Below are 22,758 nucleotides of genomic sequence, written 5' to 3' on the forward strand. Positions count from 1 at the left end.
AATTAAATATTTTAAATAAAACCCTATGTTTTATCAATTTAGAGAACAACTCAAAATGAGAGGATGTTATGCAGGTATAGTTTTAAAAACACACTTGAATCCTGTTAAAGAAACCAAGCTTATTTTCAACTATGAAGGAGATCCTCAATGGCAAACAATATGCGAAGCAGGAGCTAATATTTTCTTCGATTATTTTAAATGGGTTGCCAAGGGAGAATTAATAGTCGATATTGAAAATATTGATTGGATGCCCGCTGACAGCAATAACCTCATTATTTTGTATGCAACTATAGAAGCCTTAGGCAAAGATCTAGACATTGTAATCCCCAATCTTTCTTTTCACCGAGATTCTGAAAGTTTTATCTTTCCTGAATGTAGAATTTTAACCGTGTAATAGTTGGCAATGTATCAAAAGTGGTGACATTTATTACAACTCTTATTGGTACTGCATCTTATTCCTCAAGTACTAATATTTTTAAATCAATCGCGGCAACCTATATGGTTGCCGCGATTGATTTAAATGCAAAAACCCCATTTAAAATCGCTTCATCACAAGTAAGTGTATCAAAAGTGTTGATGAAATTTTCAGATAATTAATGAGCGTTACCGTAAATTCGATACTTCGACAGGTTCAGTACTGTCTAGTTCTTTGACACCTTCGACAAGCTCAGTGCAGGTTTGTGAAAGAGAGACCCTGCATGTAAGCGATGACAGCGGACGCATTGCAATGCTCGAAAACCGCACTTATGGTGCGGCAGCTGACGATAATAATACCGCAGCTACACTCACCCGGTATATGTATAGCAATCATCTGCAATTGGCTTCACTGGAATTAGATGAAAACGCAGCTATTATTAGTTACGAGGAAATCAAGCCCGCGCAGATTCGCCAATTCCAAAATGAAGAATAAAAAATAGATTGGCAATATCATCCTTATGGTACCACATCTTACCAGGCCGTTAATGCCAGCATTAATGCCGTAGCCAAGCGCTACCGCTATACCGGTAAAGAGCGGGATGAGGAATCTGGCTTGTACTATCATGGTGCACGCTATTATATTCCCTGGTTGTGCCGATGGACGGCTGTAGATCCTTTGGAGGCTAAATATGCGGGTATGAGCCCATACAACTATGCGTTTAATAATCCGGTGATGTGGAATGATCCGAGTGGGATGGAAGGGGAAAAAGTTGGGGTTGGTACCGAAACTCTGCTGGTAATTTAAAGTTTTTTGAAGGAGATGTATATGGAGATGCATTTAAAAAATCAGGCATAAAGGGTACATTTGAAGGTGAGGTACACGATGGAATAACTGGAAATCATTACAAACAGGATGGAACTATTGAGTCCGGTAAAGTAAGATCAGCAGGCGGTGCCCCATCTTCTGGAAGAAGTACCCCACCCAAAGCGGCGGCAGCTGTTGAAACCGCTAAGCCACCAGAGGCCCCTGAAGTAAAGAAATTCAACATGGCTTATATCGGTTCAAAAGCCAAAACAGCCTCAGATGAATTGTCATTGAATAATTTATGGGAAAGCTATAAGAAAAACTATCCTATTGCTGCCGGAGCAACTAATGGAGCTTGGAATTTTGTCAGTGGTACATTAACCGGGTTATGGGAAATGGCAAAGCATCCTGTAAATTCCATAATTGGACTGGGGAAACTTTCTATTGCGACAAATCCTGGTTTGTCTGGTTTATTCCCTAATATCACCAACGAAGTGTATTCAGGATTATATCATACTGGTGTAGGAATGGTGAATAAGTTTAAAACCGGAGACAGCTACACCAGGAGCTCGATGGTAACAGAAGGAGCATTAACGATTCTCTCAATGTTCGTTGGGGGGAGAAATCAAAGGGGTGACTACAGCAAGAGAGCTTGGATGGTCTTCAAAAAGTTTAAGAATTGCGGAAGCAGAATTAAATACTGGGAAAACAGAAATCTGGGCAAAGTCGCAGATGGAAGCTGAAGAGCTGTTTTTAGGTAAATTCCAAGCGGAAGGTTATAGAAATTCAGAAGGGCTTACACCAACTGGTTCCAGAGACTATTTTGGACAAAAAGAAGGTTTTTATCATTGGGATATTGAATTTGAAACTTTAAAAGATGGAAAATCATGGTTAAAACAACATAGTCCAGATAATCCTCATGGGGCTACCCCACATTTACAAATTGAACCTGTTAAAGGTCCTAGATTATACATTTTTTGGCCACGATAAAATAAATATGGAAAATGAAATAAAATTTTCAATGAAAGTGTGGAATACCTTGAACATGACAAAAGGCTGTATAGCCACAGAGGTCAAACCTATTAAAGACGAAAATAGAAAATGGATAGCCATTTACCCTTTAGATGAAGGCGACAATAGAGGTAGATACAAATATTTCGAAATAGAATTATCAAGAAAAATTATTGATAATGATTTAGATTGGTTTGATCAAGATGAAATAAAAGAGGAAATTTTTATTCATTCTTTATCTGAGCTTAATACGCTTTTAGAAACAAAGAATTTAAACCCTCTATCTTTCGATGTTCCATGGAAATTTAATTATCCTTATCATTATTAGGGTAATGTTATTTTCGGATAGTGCTACTTTTATCTTGTTATGTAATAATGTAGAGTATTACATTCATAAACAATAATTAATATTCTACGCTATTTGGTAATGTATCAAAGTTGGGTAGTGTTCAAAACGGGTAGTGTATCAAAAGTGTTGATGAAATTTTCAGATAATCAATGAGCGCTACCGTAAATTCGATACTTCGACAGGCTCAGTACTGTGTAGTTCTTTGATTTGTGAAAGAGAGAACTACCAGCAAACTGACAGAAAACTGCGGAGGTAGAATAGACGCTTCGGAATTCTCAACTTATGAAAATCTTTGGTTCATTAATACAACACCAAAATAATTAAAATTTTATGACAAAAACAGATGCAGAAAAATTAGTTCTTGAATATATCAAATCAAAAAATAAAAATCTTAAGAACACTGATTTAATAATCATTGATAACGCCACGATCGAAGACGATTTTGGATGGATGTTTTTTTACAATTCTAAGGTATTTGTAGAAACTGGCAATATAATGTTTGCACTAGGAGGAAATGCGCCAATAATATTTGATAAAGATTCGAGCGAGATAGTCCTTACTGGAACACGACTTGATCCAGAAATCTACTTAAAATTATATAAAGAATTAAGACATGATCTATTTACTTTCAAAACTGCATGCACAAATTATCCTAATTGAATAGAAAATGAATAGTTATTACTCAAACAGGCATATAAGTTAATCACATGGCTGTTTTAAGATTACCTCTAATTAGATTCTTGAATGACTATTTCGTTCATTTAGGTATTCTAATATACTTTGATTAATTATTATTCTAGATTTGATTTTAAAAAGAGCCCCCAGTATTGAAATACTGGGGGCTCTTTTCATAGTTCAAATAATTAATCTACCGTAAATTCGATATAGAACATTCTGCTTTACTTTCTCTGCACGCACAGAGGTTCGCGCGCAAGTGAGAGTTTTGATTGCATAGGAAGCGATAAAGGTGCATGTGCCAGCAGGAGGATTAGAACATCTGAAAAATATTTTATTAACGGTAAAGAAAATTTTTATAAATGAATATTGAGATAGTAAAACTTTTATCCTTAAAAGATGATTTAAATCAACATATAAAGGCTTTTTCGGACGGATGGTCACTAATCTGTGAATTAGTGCCAAATCAAATATTAGAAGTTTTGGATGAAAGGCATTTCGAATATACCATTAAGGATTTGACATTTTGGAAAGATTGGGAATATGGAAAGAAAGAAATATCTGATGATCTTTTCATCTCTGAAGTATTAGGTGATTTAACAAATTCAGGCAAAGAAGTTGTTTTAGTATTTGATGATTGCTTCAAGACAGGTGAAGCTTATAAGGTTATAGCAAAAGAAATGACTTCGTTAAAGGCAAACTTAAAATTTGAAGAAACTCTTTTTGAACCTTTCGATCACATATTCTACATTAAAAGCGAAAACACTTTGATTTTGGTACACCATGAAGGCAAAGTTATAACTGTTGATCTAGCGAGCGCATGGTAAAAGAACCAATTTTCGATACGAGTAAGTCTTATAAATCGGAATATTTTGATCCTAAGTAAAAACTGGCACACGAAGTTCGTGTGCCAGTTTTTATTTAAAGCCCTCTTCCCGATACCGGGGTTCTTTTTAAAAATATTTTTCCATTTCCCTACGCCAGGACATGTCCTGGTGTAGGCAGGTCGTTTCTTTGCTATATAAACACGGACACCCTATAAACCCTGAAACACCGAACCTAATCCATGCCGCTTTTTAGGATTATGTAATACATCCCTTTGTTTGATATTTATTCCATCACATTTTCTAATTAATCTACAGTATATTCGATATACAACATTCTGCTTTACTTTTCTGCACGCGCAGGGGTACGCGCTAGTGAGAAGCTACTTGCATCAGCAGGAGATTGGCTAACGATTATGCTGCCAAACATTATTTCAATAAAGGTATTTTCAACAAATTAAAAATAAAGTAATGATGAGTTTTAAATATAGGGCAATGCGAGATGGCATTGGAATTGCTATAGATGCAACAATAAATATAGAAATTATACATAAAGATGAATCCGACAATGTCCCAATAAGTATTTTATTTAACGATAATATTCCAAAAACATTTAAGGAAAGCATTCCTTTGATTGAAAGCACAATTAACCATTATTTGCACCTATTTAATAGTCAGATTCAAAATAGTATTTTACAGGTTACATTTGAAGAAATAGAGACCAATCCTGCACATTATCAGGTGGAGAGCTTTATAGGTCTAACAGTAATGTTACTCAATGAGTATTTTAGCATTAATATTCCTGAACCCATATATACTAGAAATCCATCTATCGGAAAATTTGTTTTTGAGCTCCAAGATTAATATCCTATTTTATTGCATTAGATAGAGGGCATTAACAACTTAAGAGTTATTTATTGATTTAGCTTTGGAGCTCCGTGAAGGCATCTACCCAAAAATGTACTATGATTGATACCAAATAAGGAACAAACAAACTATATGCCACAACTCTCATCTATTGCTTCGACAAGAACTTTTCGCAGAATCAATTACTTTGATATAAAATCGGAATGATCAATTCAAAAAAACAAAGAAAATTATGCAAAACTGGCACACATAGCTCGTGTGCCAGTTTTAATTTAAAGCACTCTTCCAAATATCAGTATTCTTTTTTAGAATATTTTTCCATTTCACTACACCAAGATATGTCCTGGTGTAGGCGGGTTAATACTTACTGTACTTTCTAATTAATCTATTGTAAATTCGATAATAGTGCGTTGTACTTGATCCATTCTGCGAATACAGGTGTTCGCGATAGTGAGTATTTTGATTGCATAGCAAGCAATATAGGTGCCTGCGCCAACTGGTGAATCCAGAAAGTATAATTAAACAGATTATGGAAAATGAGAAAATTTAAGATTCTATTCCCCACAGGTTATTCTATTGATAATTTTGAAAATGACAACATTGATATTAATGTTGTATTTGAGGACCAAACGGTTTATGTTGCTACAGCATTTACTCTTATTAACATAAGGTTGTTAATGGGAACTAGCAAATACTTTTGGGCAAGTGATATGTTTATTGTCAGTGACCTAAGAAAGGAAACATTAAAAAAGGCTATCAATGAATCGCTTAAAGATGAATATTTCGAGCTAATTTTCAATAAAATTGGAGATATTCAACACATTTATGAATGCAATAATTTTGATGAAATTAAAGAGATATAGAGTGCCGATTTGCTAAATGTAATAGCATTTTTAGATGGCTACTCTTGATTTATTAGTAGCTCTTAAGAATTACTTAAGTTGAGAGGAGGAATTTCCATTCACCTTATTTTATGCCAAAATTAAAGAAAGTATAGTATGACAGATAAACTTAAAAACTTAGATGGAATAACAGACATTATTGTTTTAGTTAAATTGAAAAATAAGTATTCATGGTTTTGCAGTGACAAAACATTTTGGATAATGGATTATGAGAAATACTCCCATTCATTTGACGAAAACGACAATGATTTTTCTGAACGATTTGATATTGGTATTTTAGAAAAGAAAACTGCAGATGCTTTTCTGATAGCTATGGAGCCTTATCGGGTTTCTTTATGTGAATTAAGAATATTATTTGAAAGTTCTCTTCCTCTGGAATCATTTAATGAAGCTTATGGTCTTTTTCCCAAGCTTTTTATTGACTTCGATACAAATCAATTATTTTCAGTTTATAGTGAACTTTTGCAAATGGAGTTGTTTATTCCCATTGGTTGGACAGGAAAATATGAAGAATTTTCATCCCGAGTTCCGCTAGAGGAAAAATACTGGATAATACAAGACATCGATTATTTGCAAGAATTAATAGATTAGAATTCAATAAAAATTAAATATCAATTAGTCTAAGTGAAACATATACTGTATCAACTAGTATATATTGGTATTTGTCTCACCCCCGGCATCTCCCGATACCAGGGGTTCTTTTTTAAAATATTTTCTCCTTTTCTCAAAGCCTCGACATGTCCTGGCGTAGACAGGTTATTTCATTATTGTACTTAATAATTAATCTACCGTAAATTGGATACTTCAACAGGCTCAGTATTGTATATAGTTCTTTGGACTTTATCTATTAGCACGCGCAAAGGTGCGCGCGCCAGCAGGGGGCCCTAATCCTAAAAGATAATAATTTTAAATTTATAAATAAATGAAAGGCTTAAAATCAACATTTGATAGTGCAGAATTAAGAGTACTTTATAATGTCTTTGGGATGTTAAAATATGGAATTGATGATGAACAAAAAATGCTCAAGGTCATTTCAAGTCCCATATTTAAAGAACTGTTCACAGAAATACATTGTGAATTAATAAATCATTTAAATGATCGAGCGTTGAGTAATAATCAACGACCAGTTACTGAAAACATAGAAGAGTATCCTAGTATTTTAAATACATTAAAATCACAGGTTAAAAAATGTATAGAAATGTATTCTAACATAGAGGATTATGATTGGGCTAGCTGGCCGGAAAAAGACAAAAAAGATTTGGTAATTAATCTTGCAAGTCCTTATTCTGTAAATGATACGACTATTGATGAGATTCTGAATAAGAAGAATTAAACCTAAGTTGGGGGGTAGTGTTCAAAACGTCAATTGATTAATAAATCATATGCATTTGTAGTTGCCTTTAAATCAGATTTCTGATTTAAGAGATAAAGAAGGAAGACTGTATAGTCTTCCTTCTTTGCATTTTAAAGCTCCAAATGCCTTGGGCAATGTATCAAAAGTGTTGATGAAATTTTCAGATAATTAATGAGCGTTACCGTAAATTCCATACCTCGACATACTCAGTACTGTCTAGTTCTTTGATTTGTGAACGAGAGACCCTGCATATAAGCGACGACAGCGGACGCATTACGATGCTCGAAAACCGGACTTACTGCACGGCTGCTGACGATAATAATACCGCAGCTACCCTCACCCGATATGTGTACAGCAATCACCTGCAATCGGCTTCACTGGAATTAGATGAAAACGCAGCTATCATTAGTTAAGAGGAAATCAAGCCCGCGCAGATTCGCCAATTCCAAAATGGGAAATAAAAAATAGATTGGCAATATCATCCTTATGGTACCACATCTTACCAGGCGGTAAATGCCAGCATTAATGCCGTAGCCAAGCGCTACCGCTATACCGGCAAAGAACGGGATGAGGAAAGCGGCTTGTACTATCATGGTGCGCGCTATTACATTCCCTGGTTGTGCCGATGGACAGCTGTAGATCCGATGGAAGCAAAGTATGCGGGTATGAGCCCTTATAACTATGCCTTCAATAACCCAGTGATGTGGAATGACTTGAGCGGGGCAAGTCCGGGGGACGGGCAGGATGAGGATATATACAAGAATTTCCCTAAAAATCCAGAAGCTGGACAGATCCACTATGAAAATGGCAGACAATGGATTTATGATCCTGAAGGTTGGATAAGAGTTGATAAGACTTCGTATTCTGAATCTGAAAACAACAATAGTTCATTAGGGATTTTAGGAGAAGGCCATGGCTTAAATATTTGGGAGGCCGCAAATACTCAGGTAGCTACTCCTGAAATGTTATATAATAGAAGTAAAGAAGAAGCCGCAGAAACAATGGTTAAAGCTCAATTTGCTGTTGGAGGAGCTGTTGCGGCTGGAGTAGTAGCGGCGGCGGCGGCACCAGTAATCACATTTGGGTCGTTATACACGGCTGCGGTCGGCAGTTCAAGTGTCGCTGTAAGTGGAGCAACTTATACAGGTGGAGGAACTGCAGCTTTAACTTTAGGAGGGGGTAATGCAGGAGGGTTATCTCTTGGAGCAGGAGGTTTTAGTTCAGCTTTAACAATAGAACAAGTTACGACTATACTCAATACAATAAGAGGTGCTATTGTTCTTAATGAGCTTGCAACTAAGGTAAATACTTTAGAAAAAACGGAAGAAGAAAGTAACAATGACCAAATAATATATAGATCAATGAGAATAGACATCAATGGATCTCCTCTACTCGAAGAGTCAGCTAGAGGTTTAGGTGTTCGGCCAGGTAAGGATATTCTTATTAAAGATGGTTTTGTATTTCCCTTTACAGGCGGAATGTCAGCATCTCCTGATGACCCAAATTACCTTCCTAATCATAGAAAGCCTATCTCTTTAGGAGGAACAGGAAAAGATCCTGTTTTCTATATGAATACCAAAATGTTGCCTCCTGGTCTTAAATTTGTGCAAGATAGTAAGACACATGGGACAATTCAACCTTCTATGGCAATGTCATATGAAGATTATAAAACTCTTTTATCAATAACTAAAAATTTATGGAAACTAACTGGAAATTAAATCTCAAAAAAAAAATAAATTCTCAGATTTCTTTATTGGAGATATCAGGCTTTTTTAAAGAATTAAAGAAAAGCAATATTAAACAAAATGAAATACGCGAATTTTTATATGAAATAAAAGCCGGGGCTGTTGATGAAATAATCGAAGATAGAATATTAGAGATTCTAGACATTTTAGAAGGGTATTGCCAACCTCAATATAAAGTATGGTAATAGATAGCGTTATACTACAATTTTAGAGCCCCCGGTATCGGAAGATATCGGGGGCTCTTTTTTTTAATATTTTCTCCTTTCCTCAAAGCCTGGACATGTCCTGTCGAAGGTGGGTTAATCCTTACTGTACTTTAAAATTAATCTACCGTAAATTCGATACTTCGACAGGCTCAGCACTGTCTAGTTCTTTGATTTGTGAAAGAGAGCCCCTGCATTTAAGCGACGACAGCGGGCGCATTTCGATGCTCGAAAACCGTACATATGGTACGGCTGCTGACGATAATAATACCGCAGCTACCCTCACCCGGTATGTGTACAGCAATCACCTGCAATCGGCTGCGCTAGAATTAGATGAAAATGCACTATTATTAGTTACGAGGAAATCAAGCCCGCGCAGATTCCCCAATTCCAAAATGAAAAATAAAAAATAGATTGGCAATATCATCCTTATGGTACCACATCTTACCAGGCCGTAAATGCCAGTATTAATGCTGTAGCCAAGCGCTACCGCTATACCGGCAAAGAACGGGATGAGGAAAGTGGATTGTACTATCATGGTGCGCGTTATTATATTCCTTGGTTGTGCCGATGGACAGCGGTAGATCCTTTGGAAGCAAAGTATGCGGGCATGAGCCCTTATAACTATGCGTTTAATAACCCGGTGATGTTTAATGATCCGAGTGGGATGGAAGGCGAAGCTAAAGGAGGCACTTGGTTTTATGACAAACAAAATCAATTACGTTTCGACTCGCAACATACTTATTCTAACTTCCCTAGTGATAAAGGTACCGCGATGGGGGTTGATTTCTATTTACAAGCTGGTGCGCAAAAAGGAGATAAACAAAGTGGAAGTTATTTTTATAAAAATGATGGAACTAGAGAATATATACCGCCAATAGCAGAAGCACCAACAGATCCCGTAGAGGCCCCGAGTATTGTAAAAGAGAAGGTTAAATACATTAGCAACAAAATGTAGTGTATCAAAGGTCCAAACAGTTAAAACAACTCCAATTACAAAACCATCAGCAAAGCAATATACAAGCACTTCAACTGGGTACAGCCAACATACTGCTAGCACTACGTGGGATTATTCTTCTGCCATAATTAAAACAGCGGATATTATTACAGACTTTGTTCCGGTTATTAGTGGTGCAAAAGATATTTATAAAGGTATTAGAGATGGCAATTACTCCCAAGTTGCAATTGGTGCAGCGTTTGTTGTCTTCGACCTCTTAACCATGGGTGCTGGTAGCTTATTTAAAGGAGGTGCTAAAACCATTATAAAGGAAGGAATTGAATTTACTGCAAAAGAAAGCAGTGAATCACTAGCAAAAAAAGGTGTCGCATTTGCAATCAAAGAAAGTGATGATCTTGCATTTGGGTTAAGCACGAACCTTGATGAATTTTCATCAGCAACTGGTTTTAAAAATTACAAACAGTTTACAAGTGGTGGATTTAAGCCGAATGAAATTGAGCAAGCAATAAAAAATAGCTCTAATAATTTACATTTTAATCTAACTGATTTTACAAAATGGAAATATATGAAGTATAGTAATAATCCAACACGTCCAACTTTAGGAAATATAACTAACAGGAAATTATTTAATATTTATAATATATCTGGCGCTCTAGAAAGAACAAAATTTTACAAATTTATTAACGGCAGCTATCAAGTTGTACCAAAACCATTTTAATTATGTTGTTTAATTCAAAAAGACTCTTTCAAACTTGGATGTATTCAGTGAGTCATTCTACATTGATATTGAGAAGCACAAATACTGAAGATTCGGAAATGAAAGGATATAATATTGATATTGAATTCTGGGGTACCCAATATATGGAGTTGCCAAGTTTATTTAAAGGAATTCAAATACAAATGTATGAAGGTGATATACCGGACAACCTTCAAAAATTTAAAGTTGATATTGACAATAAAATTTGGCATTTATCCCTTTAAAACACTTATTTAAAAAACAATAAAGACTACCTGTATTTGGTAGTCTTTTTAAATTTCTAAATTATGGCTTTATTACCTTTAGTATTTGTTGTAATAATTTACTTAGTAAAATTCCTATCAGAATTCCACTTCCGAATAGAAGAATTAGAAAGGAAAAAGAATAAGGATTTTTAGGAGAATAAAATGAAAGAACTGAATATATTGCAGCAATAATACTACTTACAGCAACTAGAATTTCGATTGTGTTTTTCCTTCTTAAAGATCTTTGTTCTTTTTCCTTAACAATTGTGTACCCACCATTTTCGATCAGAGACATACCTTTATATGTAACCATATATCCGATATTACCGTCTATATCTTCTGATTGTTTAATGTTACCATCATCTTCAAGTTTGTTCCAATATAAATCAAGGTTCCTTGTAAATTCAATATCATTAAGTTCCTTGTATTTATGAATGATTTCTTTTTTCAAGTAAGGTAATTTAGTAACACTACCAAAGGGTTGTTTTATTTGATACTCATCTTTATATTTTTCAGCAACCATTCTTGTTCAACATTTACTTCATACAAATGTTTAAGGAGTATATCTAATATCTGGTAATCTTTCATGAGAAAAAATAAAGTATTCCCAAATATATGAATTCTTCATTGTTCTCTAAATAGATTTTAGAACATTGTAATACTTAATGAAAAAATAAGGTGTTTGTATTTTTGTTAGTTCACAACTGGATATTATACTACTCATAATGACAGATACTTTTTTATCATCTAGTTTCTGTGAATTTGTTGCAGCGTCATACCAATGTGAAACAATCATAATTGCTGCACAACATAATGTTTCAGCCTTACTAAACATGAAATATATAGAATTATTCAAATAGTCTAATATCCGAGTTGATTCGGGATAAGTTTTTGAAGAGATAGTATACTTCACATATTTCAACAGTATGTCGTTATTTGACATTTTATGATGAATCTCCTTCAGTTTAATAGATCCATAATTATCTTTAAAAAGCTGCATAAACACCCTCACTAAATCATGAGGAGACGTTTTATTCATTATTTGTTGGTTATCCATAACCTTAAAACTTAACTATTAAACCGGCACCATTCCTTGTTAGACCAACATTAAATGATATTTTACCTGATGATTTATTAAAGTAAGAAGTAGTTTGATAGGCTTTGGTTTTAGCGGAGATTCCAAATGGAATCGCAGCTATTTCCATACCTAACCCAACTCCGGTTACAGCTAAACCTGACCAAAATAATGGTATGTTTACATCATCAAACGAAGAAACTAAACTCAAAATCATCATTGTTGCACCACCTACAGTAGGAGCAAGACCTGCGTAACCAAGTATTTTAGAAGTTTGGTATTTACGATAGTAGTCAAGATACATTTCCTTGCCGTGAGGAGTTTGAGACATGATTTCCATCATTCTAGGTTTTTTAAGGTTGCGTTCAACCCGATAACCATTCTCATCAATGATATGAAACTTACCTCCCCATGTGTAAGCTAATTTGTGGTTTACATCTAGGGATTCTTGTGCTTGAGCATTGAAGATAAATGCTGTGCAAGCGATTGTAAGAACAAGTCTTTTCATTTTGTCGTAGTTTATTGAGCGTTAATAAAATGAGAAAGTGTAACATACTCACTTCAGTACTTGCTCAAAGGCTACGACACCTTACTAAACGCACGTGAAATTTTCTGCTACACCTGTACAGGTATATCATAATCACATCCTCGTTTAGTTTCTGGTTTATTGTCGTAGTTTAGAGCAGAAATCTATGAAATGATACAATAAGTTATATGTTGGTTCCTTTATATATTCAAATGCAAAATTTTTAACAAAGTTATGAAATTAGGGAACGCGCTACTCCAAGTAGAAAGAAAAATAAATTCAGTAATTTTACTGCATGGCAAAAAAGAAAAAAGCTCCTCCAAAAACTATGGAAGAGCTAACTAAACAACTCGAAAAAGAGTTGAAAGATAAAAGTATGGATAAAGAGGAGTTTGATAATGCTTTGAAGAAAATACTTAAAAAGCCTAAGAAGCCAAACAGTTAATCAGATCATTAAACATCTCTGGACTATTACGTTGATTGTAACGGAATACGAACTCATTCATATAAAGTTGCAGGTACTTTTTAGAAACATGAACGTACGAACCATTAATTCCTCGTTTTACAGTACTCCAAAAGTTCTCTAAACCGTTCGTATAAACTTCATTGTTTTCACCTGAAACATAATTACCTCTACCATGAAAACAGATACCATGATCGTAATCTTTGTTTAATCCGGTGTAAGAATTCCATTCATCAGTCATAATAGCACTACCAGCTTCTACTTTATCGTAAATTAAAGGCTTTAAAGTTTGAGATTTTACATCAGGTACAGTATATGCAATTACTCTACTGGTTCCTTCTTCTGAGCGTTCCAGTATACCAAATACAGGTGCTTTATCCTTGTATGCTCTACCTTGACTATTCTTTACTTTTTTGTCTTTGTGTCGGTTCTTATTTTTGCCACCAACATACGTTTCATCTAACTCAATAACACCAGACATAATTGTTTCATCATTGTTGATTAGAGTACGTATTTGTTTCAACATTCTGAAAGCTGTCTTATAAGTAACCCCGAGGTGTCTCTGTAATTCACAAGCACTTAAACCGTTCTTACTGATGGTGAAAAGAAATATAGCAAAGAACCAGTATGTTAAAGGAACTCTGGTACGATGAAATACTGTACCAGCACAAGGGTATATTTGATAGTAACAACTTGGACATTGATAACATTGTCTTGTTTTAACTCTGACAAAAGATTTGGTACATCCACATTTTGGACATTCGGTCATATTACCATGAGTAAGTCTGAAGATCTTGTCTAAACAGGCTTCATCATTTGGATATTCCTCACGGAATTGCTTAATTGTGTATTTATTCTTCATGATATAAGGAATAAAAGACTAGAGGGAGAAAAGAGGAGGTTGGTAAGAAGTGTGTTACAAAAGTACTAAAAAACGCCTTGCAAAATACAAGGCGTTATTACTAAAATTTAAAATTCTTCAAAATGATTACTAAAAAAATTACATGGCTTTCACCAAATGGAGGTTATGATTTCAAAAGTTATGAGTGTATCTACTATTTCTTTGGAATTCCTTTTTGGAAAACCATAGTTTTAGCTTGGAAAACTAAACTCGCCCAAAAAAATTACTAACCTCTTCTATTGTTTGAGCTACTTTATACGATTTGGTTACAGTTAATATTTCTGTGCAAGGTTGACCATTACCAAATATAATAGCGGGCGAAATAGAAACAACATGAGTGGGATTAATGAAAATTTCATCCCCATCTACTGAAGTAACTTTAAATAATTTTTCCATAATTTTTTATCTTAAAAATAAGAAAAATATCCAACAACTGTTTTAAAGGGATAAATGCCTAAAATTTTTCAATTATCTACAGGCAATTCATTGCATTATATTATTGCAGCTGGTTGCAGAGTAGGGAAAAATAGCTGGATTAGCGAAAATCGTATATTAGATCCAACTCTTGATTATGAGGAAACAATAGCAATATTATAAGGTAATGTATCAAAAGTGTTGATACCTATTACAACCCATATTGGTACTGCATCTAATTTTTCAAGTACTAACATCTTAAAATCAATCGCGGCAACCTATATGGTTGCCGCGATTGATTTTAATGCAAAAAACCCATGTAAAATCTCTTCATCACAAGTAAGTGTATCAAAAGTGTTGATGAAATTTTTAAATAATTAATGAGCGTTACCGTAAATTCGATACTTCGACAGGCTCATTACTGTCTAGTTATTTGACACCTTCGAAAAAGTTAGCATCAATGCCGTAGCCAAACGCTACCGATATACAGGCAAAGAGCGGGATGAGGAAAGTGGCTTGTACTACCATGGTGCACGCTATTATATTCCCTGGTTGTGCCGATGGACGGCGGTAGATCCTTTGGAGGCAAAGTATGCGGGCATGAGCCCATATAACTATGCGTTTAACAACCCGGTGATGTGGAATGATTTGAGTGGAGCAAGTCCGGGGGACCCTCCAACGACGTATAATGGCAAACAAGTCCAACATACACGGATCACTACTGATTACGGTATGTATGATTTGACATTAGGTTATAATACTGAAACTGATAAATTTGATCAGGTTTTAAATAGTGAAATAGTAGACCTCCACTTTGCATCAGACACAATAAGTTCAAGTACTCAATCTTTTGCTGGTGTTGTACCTATCGCAGAATGGTTATCTGCCACCTTGACGGTTGAGGCAGCTGCAAGTACACTTGCAACTGCGGCCCCAATTATTGTACCGATAGCAATAGCTGTTATAGTTGCATATGTAGTTAGTAAGCTTTTAGAAGAATTTTTACCCCCTACAACTGTTCCAACAGAGGAGGGTGAAGATGAAACAGTTACTAGAAATCCAGATGGTTCAGCTAGACAAGTGCGTAATCCCGGAAATGAAAGGTACCCCGGCCAAGGACGCTAACCTAGGCCAGCTAATAAACCACAGCCAGACCCAGATCCAAAATATCCTGGTTTAGAAGTTCTAACTGAAGACCCAGATCCAGAAGATGATAATTTAATTTATAGAGCAATGGAAACTAGTAATGGAAATTGGATAGCAAGTCCATTAATTGGAGCAAAAAATGCAAGACAACTTGGCGCAAGGGCCTCTGACATTAAGCCTCAAAATGGAATCGTTGGTCCAGCTTATGATAATGGAAAATTATTGGGTTTAAGTGTGAATAGTAGTTATAAAAAAGCAGAGGATAGACTTTTTGGCCTAAATGGTACGGATGAATACAAAAATAAAGAAGGTGCTGTTGGTGTATTTGACAAGAGGTTTCTCCCAGATGGCTTAAGTGCAATTGAAGATAATAAGACAACAAAGCATGTAACCATATATCCTAATAGATCCATGTCAATGGATGAGTATATAGCTAAGTTAAATTCAATTAATTGGATTCCAGTTAAACGAAAATCAAAATAAATAAAACTATGAACAATTATAACAAAGCAAAGTTAAAAACATTACAAAATGAAAAAATCCTTATATTTATTGATGATACAATATCAATGCTAAACAAAAATTGTATTGAGGAATCTGATTTTCGTCCTTATACTTTTTCTTACATTGACAAGTTAAAAAATCTAAACTTATCACGGTTAGAAAGCTTTATTATTATACAGGAAATACGAGATCGTTTTGAAGAATTAAATCCAAATATGTGTGATTGCATTGACTCTTTTATCCATGATATTTATACAAGACATATTGGAGATTATCCAATTTCTGGGATTTTAAGATTTAAAAATGAACCTACAGATTTAAAAGAACTCCACCAGTTTGTTTGCAATAATCTTTGGTTGCAAGATAAAGCTTGGGAAAATAATTAGTACATTCAATGCTAATTGATTCCCACGGGATCTCCCGATACCGTGGGTTCTTTTTCTAAAATATTATTCCATTTCACAAAGTCTGGACATGTCCTGGCGTAGGCAGGTTGTTTCATTACTGTACTTCTAATTAATCTACCGTAAATTCGATACTTCGACAGGTTCAGTACTGTCTAGTTCTTTGACACCTTCGACAAGCTCAGTGCAGGTTTGTGAAAGAGAGACCCTGCATGTAAGCGATGACAGCGGACGCATTGCGATGCTCGAAAACCGGACTTACGGCACGGCTGCTGACGATAACAATACCGCAGCTACCCTCACCCGATATGTGTACAGCAATCACCTGCAATCGGCTTCACTGGAATTAGATGAAAACGCAGCTATTATTAGTTACGAGGAATATCATCCTTATGGCACCACATCTTACCAGGCCGTTAATGCCAGCATTAATGCTGCAGCCAAACGCTACCGCTATACCGGTAAAGAACGAGATGAAGAAAGCGGCTTGTACTATCATGGTGCACGCTATTATATTCCCTGGTTATGTCGATGGGTAAGTGTGGATCCGATTAATAGTGAGAATTACAATATTGTAAAAAGTAATTCGCAGCTTAATACACAAAGAAGTTATTTAGAGTTGGCTGCAAGTGGCTATGAGTATTGTGGTGATAACCCGATTGGGTTCATTGATCCCGATGGGGAACAGAGAACAACCGCACCTGTAAGAAATGCTACGAGGCCTTCTCCTCCTGTATCTAGAAACGTGCGTAACAACGTTAGAATTGATCCAAATGTACTTGATCCTTATAATGGTGGGAGTATTCCAATTCCATTGCGTGGCGGTAGAGGAACGATTTGGGCTCCAGTTAATCCTAACACAGGTGCAGGTGCCTCAAATGCATTTCTTCTTACATTAGCAGCTCATTTCCAAACAGAAAAAAAAGTTGTTTATCCAACGGCAGAACAAAGTCGCTTCTTGATGAGGCAGGCAGTGTATAACCAGAAGGCTATAGAAAAAGGCGCTGCTCCTTTCACTTCAATAGAAGAAAGGAAAAAATATGAAGAAACACAAAGGATAACCAATGATTTTAACAAGCTAACTGAAGGCGAAAAAAACAATATTGCCAACCGAATAGCAATCGGTAGGGCTACTTCACAAGACTTGCTCTTTTTGTCAAGAATAATGCAAGGGACTGGCCGAGGACTTATTAGAGCTAACGCATTCGAATCAAATTGGCCAACGGCTAGTTTAAGAGAAGTGATTCAACAGTTTACTCCAAATTATGTTCTTTCATCTACTGACCAAAAATTAATTTATCATGATGTAAAATCTGGATTCGAAGTAATTTATGATAAAGAGGGTGATTATTTAAGAATTAGGAAGTTAAATATTGATGGTAAACGTACATTTGTTGATCTGACAGGAAATATTCCTAATAATAAAATAGAGAATGGTAGGACAATTGGCAGAACTCAGGCAGAATATAATCAAGTTACTCACTTTAAAAACACTGATAGAAAATGACAAAAATCATTACAGTTCCTAAAGACAGAAATGCTATGGATGCATTAGATTTTGATCAAGCTAATGAAAATCAACTCCTTGAACTAAGAATAAGCAAAGAAGATTTTGATGACATATGGAAAGTTGGGCTTTTTCAAGAAATTAACCAGATTATTAATTCCAATATTGATATTGCAGAAGATGAATCAATAAATGACATTGAATCACTTCAAAAGTTACTCGACAGCAACATTTTTTCTAGAGCAGATTATACACCAAGACAGACAGAAATAATTAATCATTTAAAAAACCTAATAATCGCTGCAGTTGACAGAAATACAGGAATATTCTTCTATTTCTAGTAAAGCTGATTTAATATTCTGGTAATGTATCAAAGTTAGCGATACAGACACCAATCATATTTAACCTATTGATTTTCAATAAGTAAATATTTGTTTTAATAAAATAATGGGAGTAGCATTTGCCTGCTCTCATTATTTTTAGGTAGTGTATCAAAGCTGTGTATATTTAATTAGCTACTTTTTAAATTACTGGAAATAAACAATTTGATAAAAAGTTATTTGTAATTTAATTTTTTATTTCGGGCGACCTATAAGGTCGCCCGATTGTTTTAAAGGCAATAAACGGTCTGTAATGCAAAGAATAGTGGCTAAGTGTATCAAAGTTGTGTATGAGAAAATTAAGTGTATTGAATGTAGATTTTCATGTGTGAAAAATGGAATATCATCAGGCAGTCAACGCTATCGTTGCAGAAGCTGCGGAAAAGAGTATGAAATGGACGAGCTGTGTATTTATGTAAAGAACAAGGCCCGAAAACGCTGGATAGCTTATGCTATAAGAAAAGATACTAGGGAAGTGGTAGATTTTTCTATCGGTAGCAGAACGAATAGAACATTAACAAAAGTAACAGATACTTTGATATTGTCGAATGCAGTAAAAGTATTTACAGATAAGTTGATCAATTACAAATATTTATTGCCGTCAAGTATTCATTCAACAAAAAATAGAGGTACCAATCATATCGAAAGAAAAAATCTTACGTTAAGAACCCATTTGAAAAGATTGGGCCGGAAAACCATTTGTTTTAGCAGGAGTATAGCTATGTTAGCAGCCTGTTTAAAGATTTATTTCTGGGCATAGTAATTTATGAAATCTACCGTAAATTCGACAATAGTACATTATATTTTAGTCTATTTACACGCGCAGGGGTGCGCGCGCACGAAGAGGGGATTGACTAACAATTATGCTGCTGAACATTATTTCAATAAAGGCATTTTCAACAAATTAAAAATAAAGTAATGATGAGTTTTAAATATAGGGCAATGCGAGATGGCATTGGAATTGCTATAGATGCAACAATAAATATAGAAATTATACATAAAGATGAATCCGACAATGTCCCAATAAGTATTTTATTTAACGATAATATTCCAAAAACATTTAAGGAAAGCATTCCTTTGATTGAAAGCACAATTAACCATTATTTGCACCTATTTAATAGTCAGATTCAAAATAGTATTTTACAGGTTACATTTGAAGAAATAGAGACCAGTCCTGCACATTATCAGGTGGAGAGCTTTATAGGTCTAACAGTAATGTTACTCAATGAGTATTTTAGCATTAATATTCCTGAACCCATATATACTAGAAATCCGTCTATCGGAAAATTTGTTTTTGAGCTCCAAGATTAATATTCTATTACAATGCATTAGACAAAGAGCATTAACTAAACATAAGGTATTTGTTCAGGTAATGTATCAAAAGTGTTGATGAAATTTTTTTTAAATAATTAATGAGCGTTACCGTAAATTCAATACTTCGACAGGCTCAGTACTGTCTAGTTCTTTAGATTTTATCTCTTAGCACGCGCAGGGGTGCGCGCGCCAGCAGGGGATCAAAATTTGGCAATTATCAACGTATTGCAAAAGATAACGGGAAGATATTTCATGTCTATTCACAAAATACAATACCCCAAATTTTTAAAGATTTCTTTAACAGAAAAGGTATTCCTTATAGGGAAAACTTAAAGCATTAATTGTAAATAAATTCATAAGAATATGTCTAAATCAGCTGATATTAAAGTATCAATAAGCCACAATCAAAACAATGTAAGTGTTCTTGACATATTAAATCTATTTCAAGCAACAGGATGGCAATTAGATTACCATGGAAATATTGGATATCTACCAATAAATGATGAAGATTATAATTGGACAACTGTTTTAGTTTCCGATAAACAAAAGGTGTATGATGATATTTATAAGAAAATTCAAAAAAAAGAGACTATTGGTATCACATTAGTAAATCAACAAACCGACATCGGGATGAATTTACTTATAGACTTTGCAATTCAAACCCTAAATTTTGACCTATCCATTAATCGCAAGGAAATTAATGAAATTAAAACGACTGATTTTTCCTTTTATTTAACCAAAATTGTGCCTATACTCCAAAAAGCGGGTTTGATTATCGAAATAATTGAATGTATAGAAGCCTAACTTATAATTGTCACGAACATCTTAACATATAGTTCTATTTCCTACCCCCGGTATCTCCCGATACCGGGGGTTCTTTTTTAAATATTTTCTCCTTTTCCTAAAGCCTGGACATGTCCTGGAGTAGGCAGGTTAATTCATTACTGTACTTCTAATTAATCTACCGTAAATTCGATACTTTGACAGGCTCAGTACTGTCTAGTTCTTTGACACCATCGACAAGCTCAGTGCAGGTTTATGAAAGATAGACCCTGCATGTAAGCGACGACAGCGGACGCATTGCGATGCTCGAAAACCGGACTTACGGCACGGCTGCTGACGATAACAATACCGCAGCTACCCTCACCCGGTATGTGTACTGCAATCACCTGCAATCGGCTTCACTGGAATTAGATGAAAACGCAGCTATTATTAGTTACGAGGAAATCAAGCCCACGAAGATTCGCCAATTCCAAAATGAAAAATAAAAAATAGATTGGCAATATCATCCTTACGGTACCACATCTTACCAGGCCGTAAATGCCAGCATCAATGCCGTAGCCAAGCGCTACCACTATACCGGCAAAGAGCGGGATGAAGAAAGCGGCTTATACTATCATGGTGCGCTATTATATTCCCGGGTTGTGCCGATGGACAGCCGTAGATCCTTTGGAGGCACCAAGTTTGCCGGCATGAGCCCCTATAACTATGCTTTTAATAACCCGGTGATGTGGAATGACTTGAGTGGGGCGAGTCCGGGGGATGAAAGCCAAAGTGGTTTATGGTTCAAATATAATGCAGAAGATGGTAGATATGGCTTCAAATGGGCAAAAGGGGCATCTTCATTGGAAGAAATAAAAGCAGATAAAGAATATAGTAAATATGACTTAACCGGAGATGTATACCAGACCTATGATTATAACGATGCTGCTGGAATGCGTACTTATTTATGGGCGGATGGAAGTTATTCTCAATTCGAACGGACAACTACTCAGACAATCTCAGGGTGGTTTGGATTTGGATCTAATGGTCATTATAGAAACGAATATTCATCTGGAGGTTTTGGTGATGCCTATAATTATATCCGCTTTCTTGATAATGCTTCTGCCTCTATATATAACTTTGGGTTGGATATTGGATATTCTTTTAAAAATTTCAGTTTTCAGGGAGTAGCGGATGAGGCATCTGCAATTGCTACTTATCATTGGGATACTCCATTTGCTAAACAAGTAAATGATACCAAAAACCAGTTTAAGTCAGTATTTTCAGATATAAAGTTTTATGAAAACATTGCAGGAGCATTAATGACTGCAAATGCTGCAAATGCGTCAAGGGGAATAGTAAATATTACGAATCCAGAAACTATTACTTTTTACCATGGAACGAGCTTAGAAGGTGCTGCATCTATGAATTCTTCAGGTATTAAATTATCTCTTGGCAATCCTAAAGCAGATTTTGGTCAAGGTTTTTATCTCACCACCAATTCAAATGAAGCATTATCAAGCGCTGCAAGAATTTATGGCTCCTCAAATAGTACATTAGTTAAGTTCTCAGTACCTATAAGCAAACTCAACAAACTTTCAACCTATAATTTTTCAGGTACAACTTCGACTTGGGAAACATTTATAAATTTTAACAAACGTGCTATAGGCGTTAATAATATTGGCAATTATGATGTGATCACCGGTCCACTTTTTGGTAGAATTAAAAGTACCGGTCAAATATTGCAATATGGAAATCGAACGCAAACTGCAATATTTACACCTAAAGCTGTTAATCTCTTTAATAAATATATGTCAAAATGATTAAAACAATTTTTGTAGCCGATGAAGATACGGCATTTGTAATTCGGATTATTTCAAGATATCTCAAAAAGTACTTTAACTACAATACTAATGAAGATATTATTAATGCGATCAATAATTACTATTCGAAAATGCGATCAGATTCAAATGAATCAGGAAATGATTTTTTTGATTTGTATTTTCATCATGATCATCCTTTTTTGGTAGCTTGCAGAATCCATTACCATAATAATGAAACCTTACAAGATCAATATTCAGATGTGTTAAAATGGCTTAGAGATATAAATTGGTTTAATGTGCCAGATAATGCTCAAACTGATTATCAAATTTGGTTTGATGAAGAAAGCGGAAAATAAGTTTCATTAATAGTTTCTTTTCCAAGCCCCCGTTATCTTCCGATACCGGGGGCTCTTTTTTAAAAAATATT

32 protein-coding genes are annotated in these 22,758 nt (G+C 35.0%); 28 read left to right on the forward strand and 4 right to left on the reverse strand.

Annotated features, from left to right (window positions below):
* Positions 1 to 25: 25 nt before the first annotated feature.
* The 17 genes from EMP01_RS04080 to EMP01_RS04160 all read left to right on the forward strand — a co-directional run bounded on the left by EMP01_RS04080 (position 26) and on the right by EMP01_RS04160 (position 10,828).
* Positions 26 to 394 carry a hypothetical protein gene (locus EMP01_RS04080; protein ID WP_129020201.1) on the forward strand — a complete coding sequence of 123 codons (369 nt, stop codon included), beginning with the start codon at positions 26 to 28 and terminating at the stop codon, positions 392 to 394.
* A 255-nt stretch (positions 395 to 649) separates the two neighbouring features.
* Positions 650 to 910: a hypothetical protein gene (locus EMP01_RS04085; RefSeq protein ID WP_129020202.1), complete on the forward strand. Its 261-nt coding sequence runs from the start codon at positions 650 to 652 to the stop codon at positions 908 to 910.
* Positions 911 to 913: 3 nt separating this feature from the next.
* Entirely contained in the window at positions 914 to 1,222 is a 309-nt protein-coding gene (locus tag EMP01_RS15790) for an RHS repeat-associated core domain-containing protein (protein ID WP_129020203.1), read from the forward strand.
* A 242-nt stretch (positions 1,223 to 1,464) separates the two neighbouring features.
* A complete protein-coding gene (locus EMP01_RS04095) occupies positions 1,465 to 1,965 on the forward strand; it encodes a hypothetical protein (RefSeq protein WP_129020204.1) in 501 nt (166 codons plus the stop codon).
* A complete protein-coding gene (locus tag EMP01_RS04100; protein ID WP_129020205.1) occupies positions 1,955 to 2,212 on the forward strand; it encodes a hypothetical protein in 258 nt (85 codons plus the stop codon). The genes EMP01_RS04095 and EMP01_RS04100 overlap by 11 nt, the downstream gene beginning before the upstream one ends.
* Before the next feature lie 7 nt (positions 2,213 to 2,219).
* The gene (locus tag EMP01_RS04105) at positions 2,220 to 2,561 is read left to right on the forward strand and encodes a hypothetical protein (protein WP_129020206.1); all 342 of its coding nucleotides are present in this window, start codon (positions 2,220 to 2,222) and stop codon (positions 2,559 to 2,561) included.
* A gap of 351 nt (positions 2,562 to 2,912) precedes the next feature.
* Complete coding sequence (locus tag EMP01_RS04110) at positions 2,913 to 3,242, forward strand: YrhB domain-containing protein (RefSeq protein ID WP_129020207.1); 330 nt, start codon at positions 2,913 to 2,915, stop codon at positions 3,240 to 3,242.
* A gap of 377 nt (positions 3,243 to 3,619) precedes the next feature.
* Positions 3,620 to 4,084, forward strand: a complete 465-nt coding sequence (locus tag EMP01_RS04115; RefSeq protein WP_129020208.1) for a hypothetical protein — start codon at positions 3,620 to 3,622, stop codon at positions 4,082 to 4,084.
* A gap of 468 nt (positions 4,085 to 4,552) precedes the next feature.
* Positions 4,553 to 4,945: a hypothetical protein gene (locus tag EMP01_RS04120; protein WP_129020209.1), complete on the forward strand. Its 393-nt coding sequence runs from the start codon at positions 4,553 to 4,555 to the stop codon at positions 4,943 to 4,945.
* 539 nt (positions 4,946 to 5,484) lie between these two features.
* The gene (locus tag EMP01_RS04125; RefSeq protein WP_129020210.1) at positions 5,485 to 5,811 is read left to right on the forward strand and encodes a hypothetical protein; all 327 of its coding nucleotides are present in this window, start codon (positions 5,485 to 5,487) and stop codon (positions 5,809 to 5,811) included.
* A gap of 135 nt (positions 5,812 to 5,946) precedes the next feature.
* Positions 5,947 to 6,441: a hypothetical protein gene (locus EMP01_RS04130; RefSeq protein WP_129020211.1), complete on the forward strand. Its 495-nt coding sequence runs from the start codon at positions 5,947 to 5,949 to the stop codon at positions 6,439 to 6,441.
* A 331-nt stretch (positions 6,442 to 6,772) separates the two neighbouring features.
* Complete coding sequence (locus tag EMP01_RS04135) at positions 6,773 to 7,183, forward strand: hypothetical protein (RefSeq protein WP_129020212.1); 411 nt, start codon at positions 6,773 to 6,775, stop codon at positions 7,181 to 7,183.
* Between the two features lie 245 nt (positions 7,184 to 7,428).
* Positions 7,429 to 7,617 (forward strand): hypothetical protein, encoded by a 189-nt coding sequence (locus EMP01_RS04140; protein WP_129020213.1) that lies wholly within the window; start codon positions 7,429 to 7,431, stop codon positions 7,615 to 7,617.
* 51 nt (positions 7,618 to 7,668) lie between these two features.
* Positions 7,669 to 8,922 carry an RHS repeat-associated core domain-containing protein gene (locus EMP01_RS04145; RefSeq protein WP_129020214.1) on the forward strand — a complete coding sequence of 418 codons (1,254 nt, stop codon included), beginning with the start codon at positions 7,669 to 7,671 and terminating at the stop codon, positions 8,920 to 8,922.
* Positions 8,901 to 9,134 carry a hypothetical protein gene (locus tag EMP01_RS04150; protein ID WP_129020215.1) on the forward strand — a complete coding sequence of 78 codons (234 nt, stop codon included), beginning with the start codon at positions 8,901 to 8,903 and terminating at the stop codon, positions 9,132 to 9,134. Before EMP01_RS04145 ends, EMP01_RS04150 begins: the two co-directional genes overlap by 22 nt.
* Positions 9,135 to 9,561: 427 nt before the next feature.
* On the forward strand, positions 9,562 to 10,110 hold the full coding sequence (locus EMP01_RS15755) for an RHS repeat-associated core domain-containing protein (protein WP_129020216.1): 549 nt from the start codon (positions 9,562 to 9,564) through the stop codon (positions 10,108 to 10,110).
* A 262-nt stretch (positions 10,111 to 10,372) separates the two neighbouring features.
* Positions 10,373 to 10,828 (forward strand): hypothetical protein, encoded by a 456-nt coding sequence (locus EMP01_RS04160; protein WP_129020217.1) that lies wholly within the window; start codon positions 10,373 to 10,375, stop codon positions 10,826 to 10,828.
* A gap of 324 nt (positions 10,829 to 11,152) precedes the next feature.
* Here the strand turns inward: EMP01_RS04160 and EMP01_RS04165 are convergent, their stop codons facing one another.
* Both EMP01_RS04165 and EMP01_RS04170 read right to left on the reverse strand, forming a co-directional pair.
* Positions 11,153 to 11,635: a hypothetical protein gene (locus tag EMP01_RS04165; RefSeq protein WP_129020218.1), complete on the reverse strand. Its 483-nt coding sequence runs from the start codon at positions 11,633 to 11,635 to the stop codon at positions 11,153 to 11,155.
* Positions 11,636 to 12,173: 538 nt separating this feature from the next.
* Positions 12,174 to 12,695 (reverse strand): hypothetical protein, encoded by a 522-nt coding sequence (locus tag EMP01_RS04170; protein ID WP_129020219.1) that lies wholly within the window; start codon positions 12,693 to 12,695, stop codon positions 12,174 to 12,176.
* A gap of 313 nt (positions 12,696 to 13,008) precedes the next feature.
* Here EMP01_RS04170 and EMP01_RS15490 point away from each other — a divergent pair, with 313 nt between their 5' ends.
* On the forward strand, positions 13,009 to 13,158 hold the full coding sequence (locus tag EMP01_RS15490; RefSeq protein ID WP_161971216.1) for a hypothetical protein: 150 nt from the start codon (positions 13,009 to 13,011) through the stop codon (positions 13,156 to 13,158).
* Here the strand turns inward: EMP01_RS15490 and EMP01_RS04175 are convergent.
* Positions 13,139 to 14,038, reverse strand: a complete 900-nt coding sequence (locus EMP01_RS04175; protein ID WP_129020220.1) for an IS1595 family transposase — start codon at positions 14,036 to 14,038, stop codon at positions 13,139 to 13,141. The genes EMP01_RS15490 and EMP01_RS04175 overlap by 20 nt on opposite strands.
* 243 nt (positions 14,039 to 14,281) lie before the next feature.
* Positions 14,282 to 14,473: a hypothetical protein gene (locus EMP01_RS04180; RefSeq protein ID WP_129020221.1), complete on the reverse strand. Its 192-nt coding sequence runs from the start codon at positions 14,471 to 14,473 to the stop codon at positions 14,282 to 14,284.
* Between the two features lie 474 nt (positions 14,474 to 14,947).
* Here EMP01_RS04180 and EMP01_RS04185 point away from each other — a divergent pair, with 474 nt between their 5' ends.
* From EMP01_RS04185 to EMP01_RS04230, 10 genes are all read left to right on the forward strand, one after another.
* A complete protein-coding gene (locus tag EMP01_RS04185; RefSeq protein WP_129020639.1) occupies positions 14,948 to 15,616 on the forward strand; it encodes an RHS repeat-associated core domain-containing protein in 669 nt (222 codons plus the stop codon).
* 108 nt (positions 15,617 to 15,724) lie between these two features.
* Positions 15,725 to 16,120 (forward strand): hypothetical protein, encoded by a 396-nt coding sequence (locus EMP01_RS04190; RefSeq protein ID WP_129020222.1) that lies wholly within the window; start codon positions 15,725 to 15,727, stop codon positions 16,118 to 16,120.
* Between the two features lie 8 nt (positions 16,121 to 16,128).
* The gene (locus EMP01_RS04195; protein ID WP_129020223.1) at positions 16,129 to 16,527 is read left to right on the forward strand and encodes a hypothetical protein; all 399 of its coding nucleotides are present in this window, start codon (positions 16,129 to 16,131) and stop codon (positions 16,525 to 16,527) included.
* Positions 16,528 to 16,708: 181 nt separating this feature from the next.
* Entirely contained in the window at positions 16,709 to 18,052 is a 1,344-nt protein-coding gene (locus EMP01_RS04200; RefSeq protein ID WP_129020224.1) for an RHS repeat-associated core domain-containing protein, read from the forward strand.
* Positions 18,049 to 18,393, forward strand: coding sequence for a hypothetical protein (locus EMP01_RS04205; RefSeq protein WP_129020225.1), 345 nt, complete (start codon positions 18,049 to 18,051; stop codon positions 18,391 to 18,393). Before EMP01_RS04200 ends, EMP01_RS04205 begins: the two co-directional genes overlap by 4 nt.
* Positions 18,394 to 18,685: 292 nt before the next feature.
* Positions 18,686 to 19,192: an IS1 family transposase gene (locus tag EMP01_RS04210; protein ID WP_129020226.1), complete on the forward strand. Its 507-nt coding sequence runs from the start codon at positions 18,686 to 18,688 to the stop codon at positions 19,190 to 19,192.
* A gap of 158 nt (positions 19,193 to 19,350) precedes the next feature.
* Positions 19,351 to 19,743 carry a hypothetical protein gene (locus EMP01_RS04215; RefSeq protein ID WP_129020227.1) on the forward strand — a complete coding sequence of 131 codons (393 nt, stop codon included), beginning with the start codon at positions 19,351 to 19,353 and terminating at the stop codon, positions 19,741 to 19,743.
* Between the two features lie 366 nt (positions 19,744 to 20,109).
* Positions 20,110 to 20,550, forward strand: a complete 441-nt coding sequence (locus tag EMP01_RS04220; RefSeq protein ID WP_129020228.1) for a hypothetical protein — start codon at positions 20,110 to 20,112, stop codon at positions 20,548 to 20,550.
* A 467-nt stretch (positions 20,551 to 21,017) separates the two neighbouring features.
* Positions 21,018 to 22,331, forward strand: a complete 1,314-nt coding sequence (locus EMP01_RS04225) for a DUF3990 domain-containing protein (protein ID WP_262707773.1) — start codon at positions 21,018 to 21,020, stop codon at positions 22,329 to 22,331.
* Positions 22,328 to 22,687, forward strand: a complete 360-nt coding sequence (locus tag EMP01_RS04230; RefSeq protein ID WP_129020229.1) for a hypothetical protein — start codon at positions 22,328 to 22,330, stop codon at positions 22,685 to 22,687. The genes EMP01_RS04225 and EMP01_RS04230 overlap by 4 nt, the downstream gene beginning before the upstream one ends.
* Positions 22,688 to 22,758 lie beyond the last annotated feature (71 nt).

Origin of the sequence: Edaphocola flava (assembly GCF_004118155.1) — a bacterium.
Lineage (GTDB): Bacteria > Bacteroidota > Bacteroidia > Chitinophagales > Chitinophagaceae > Edaphocola > Edaphocola flava.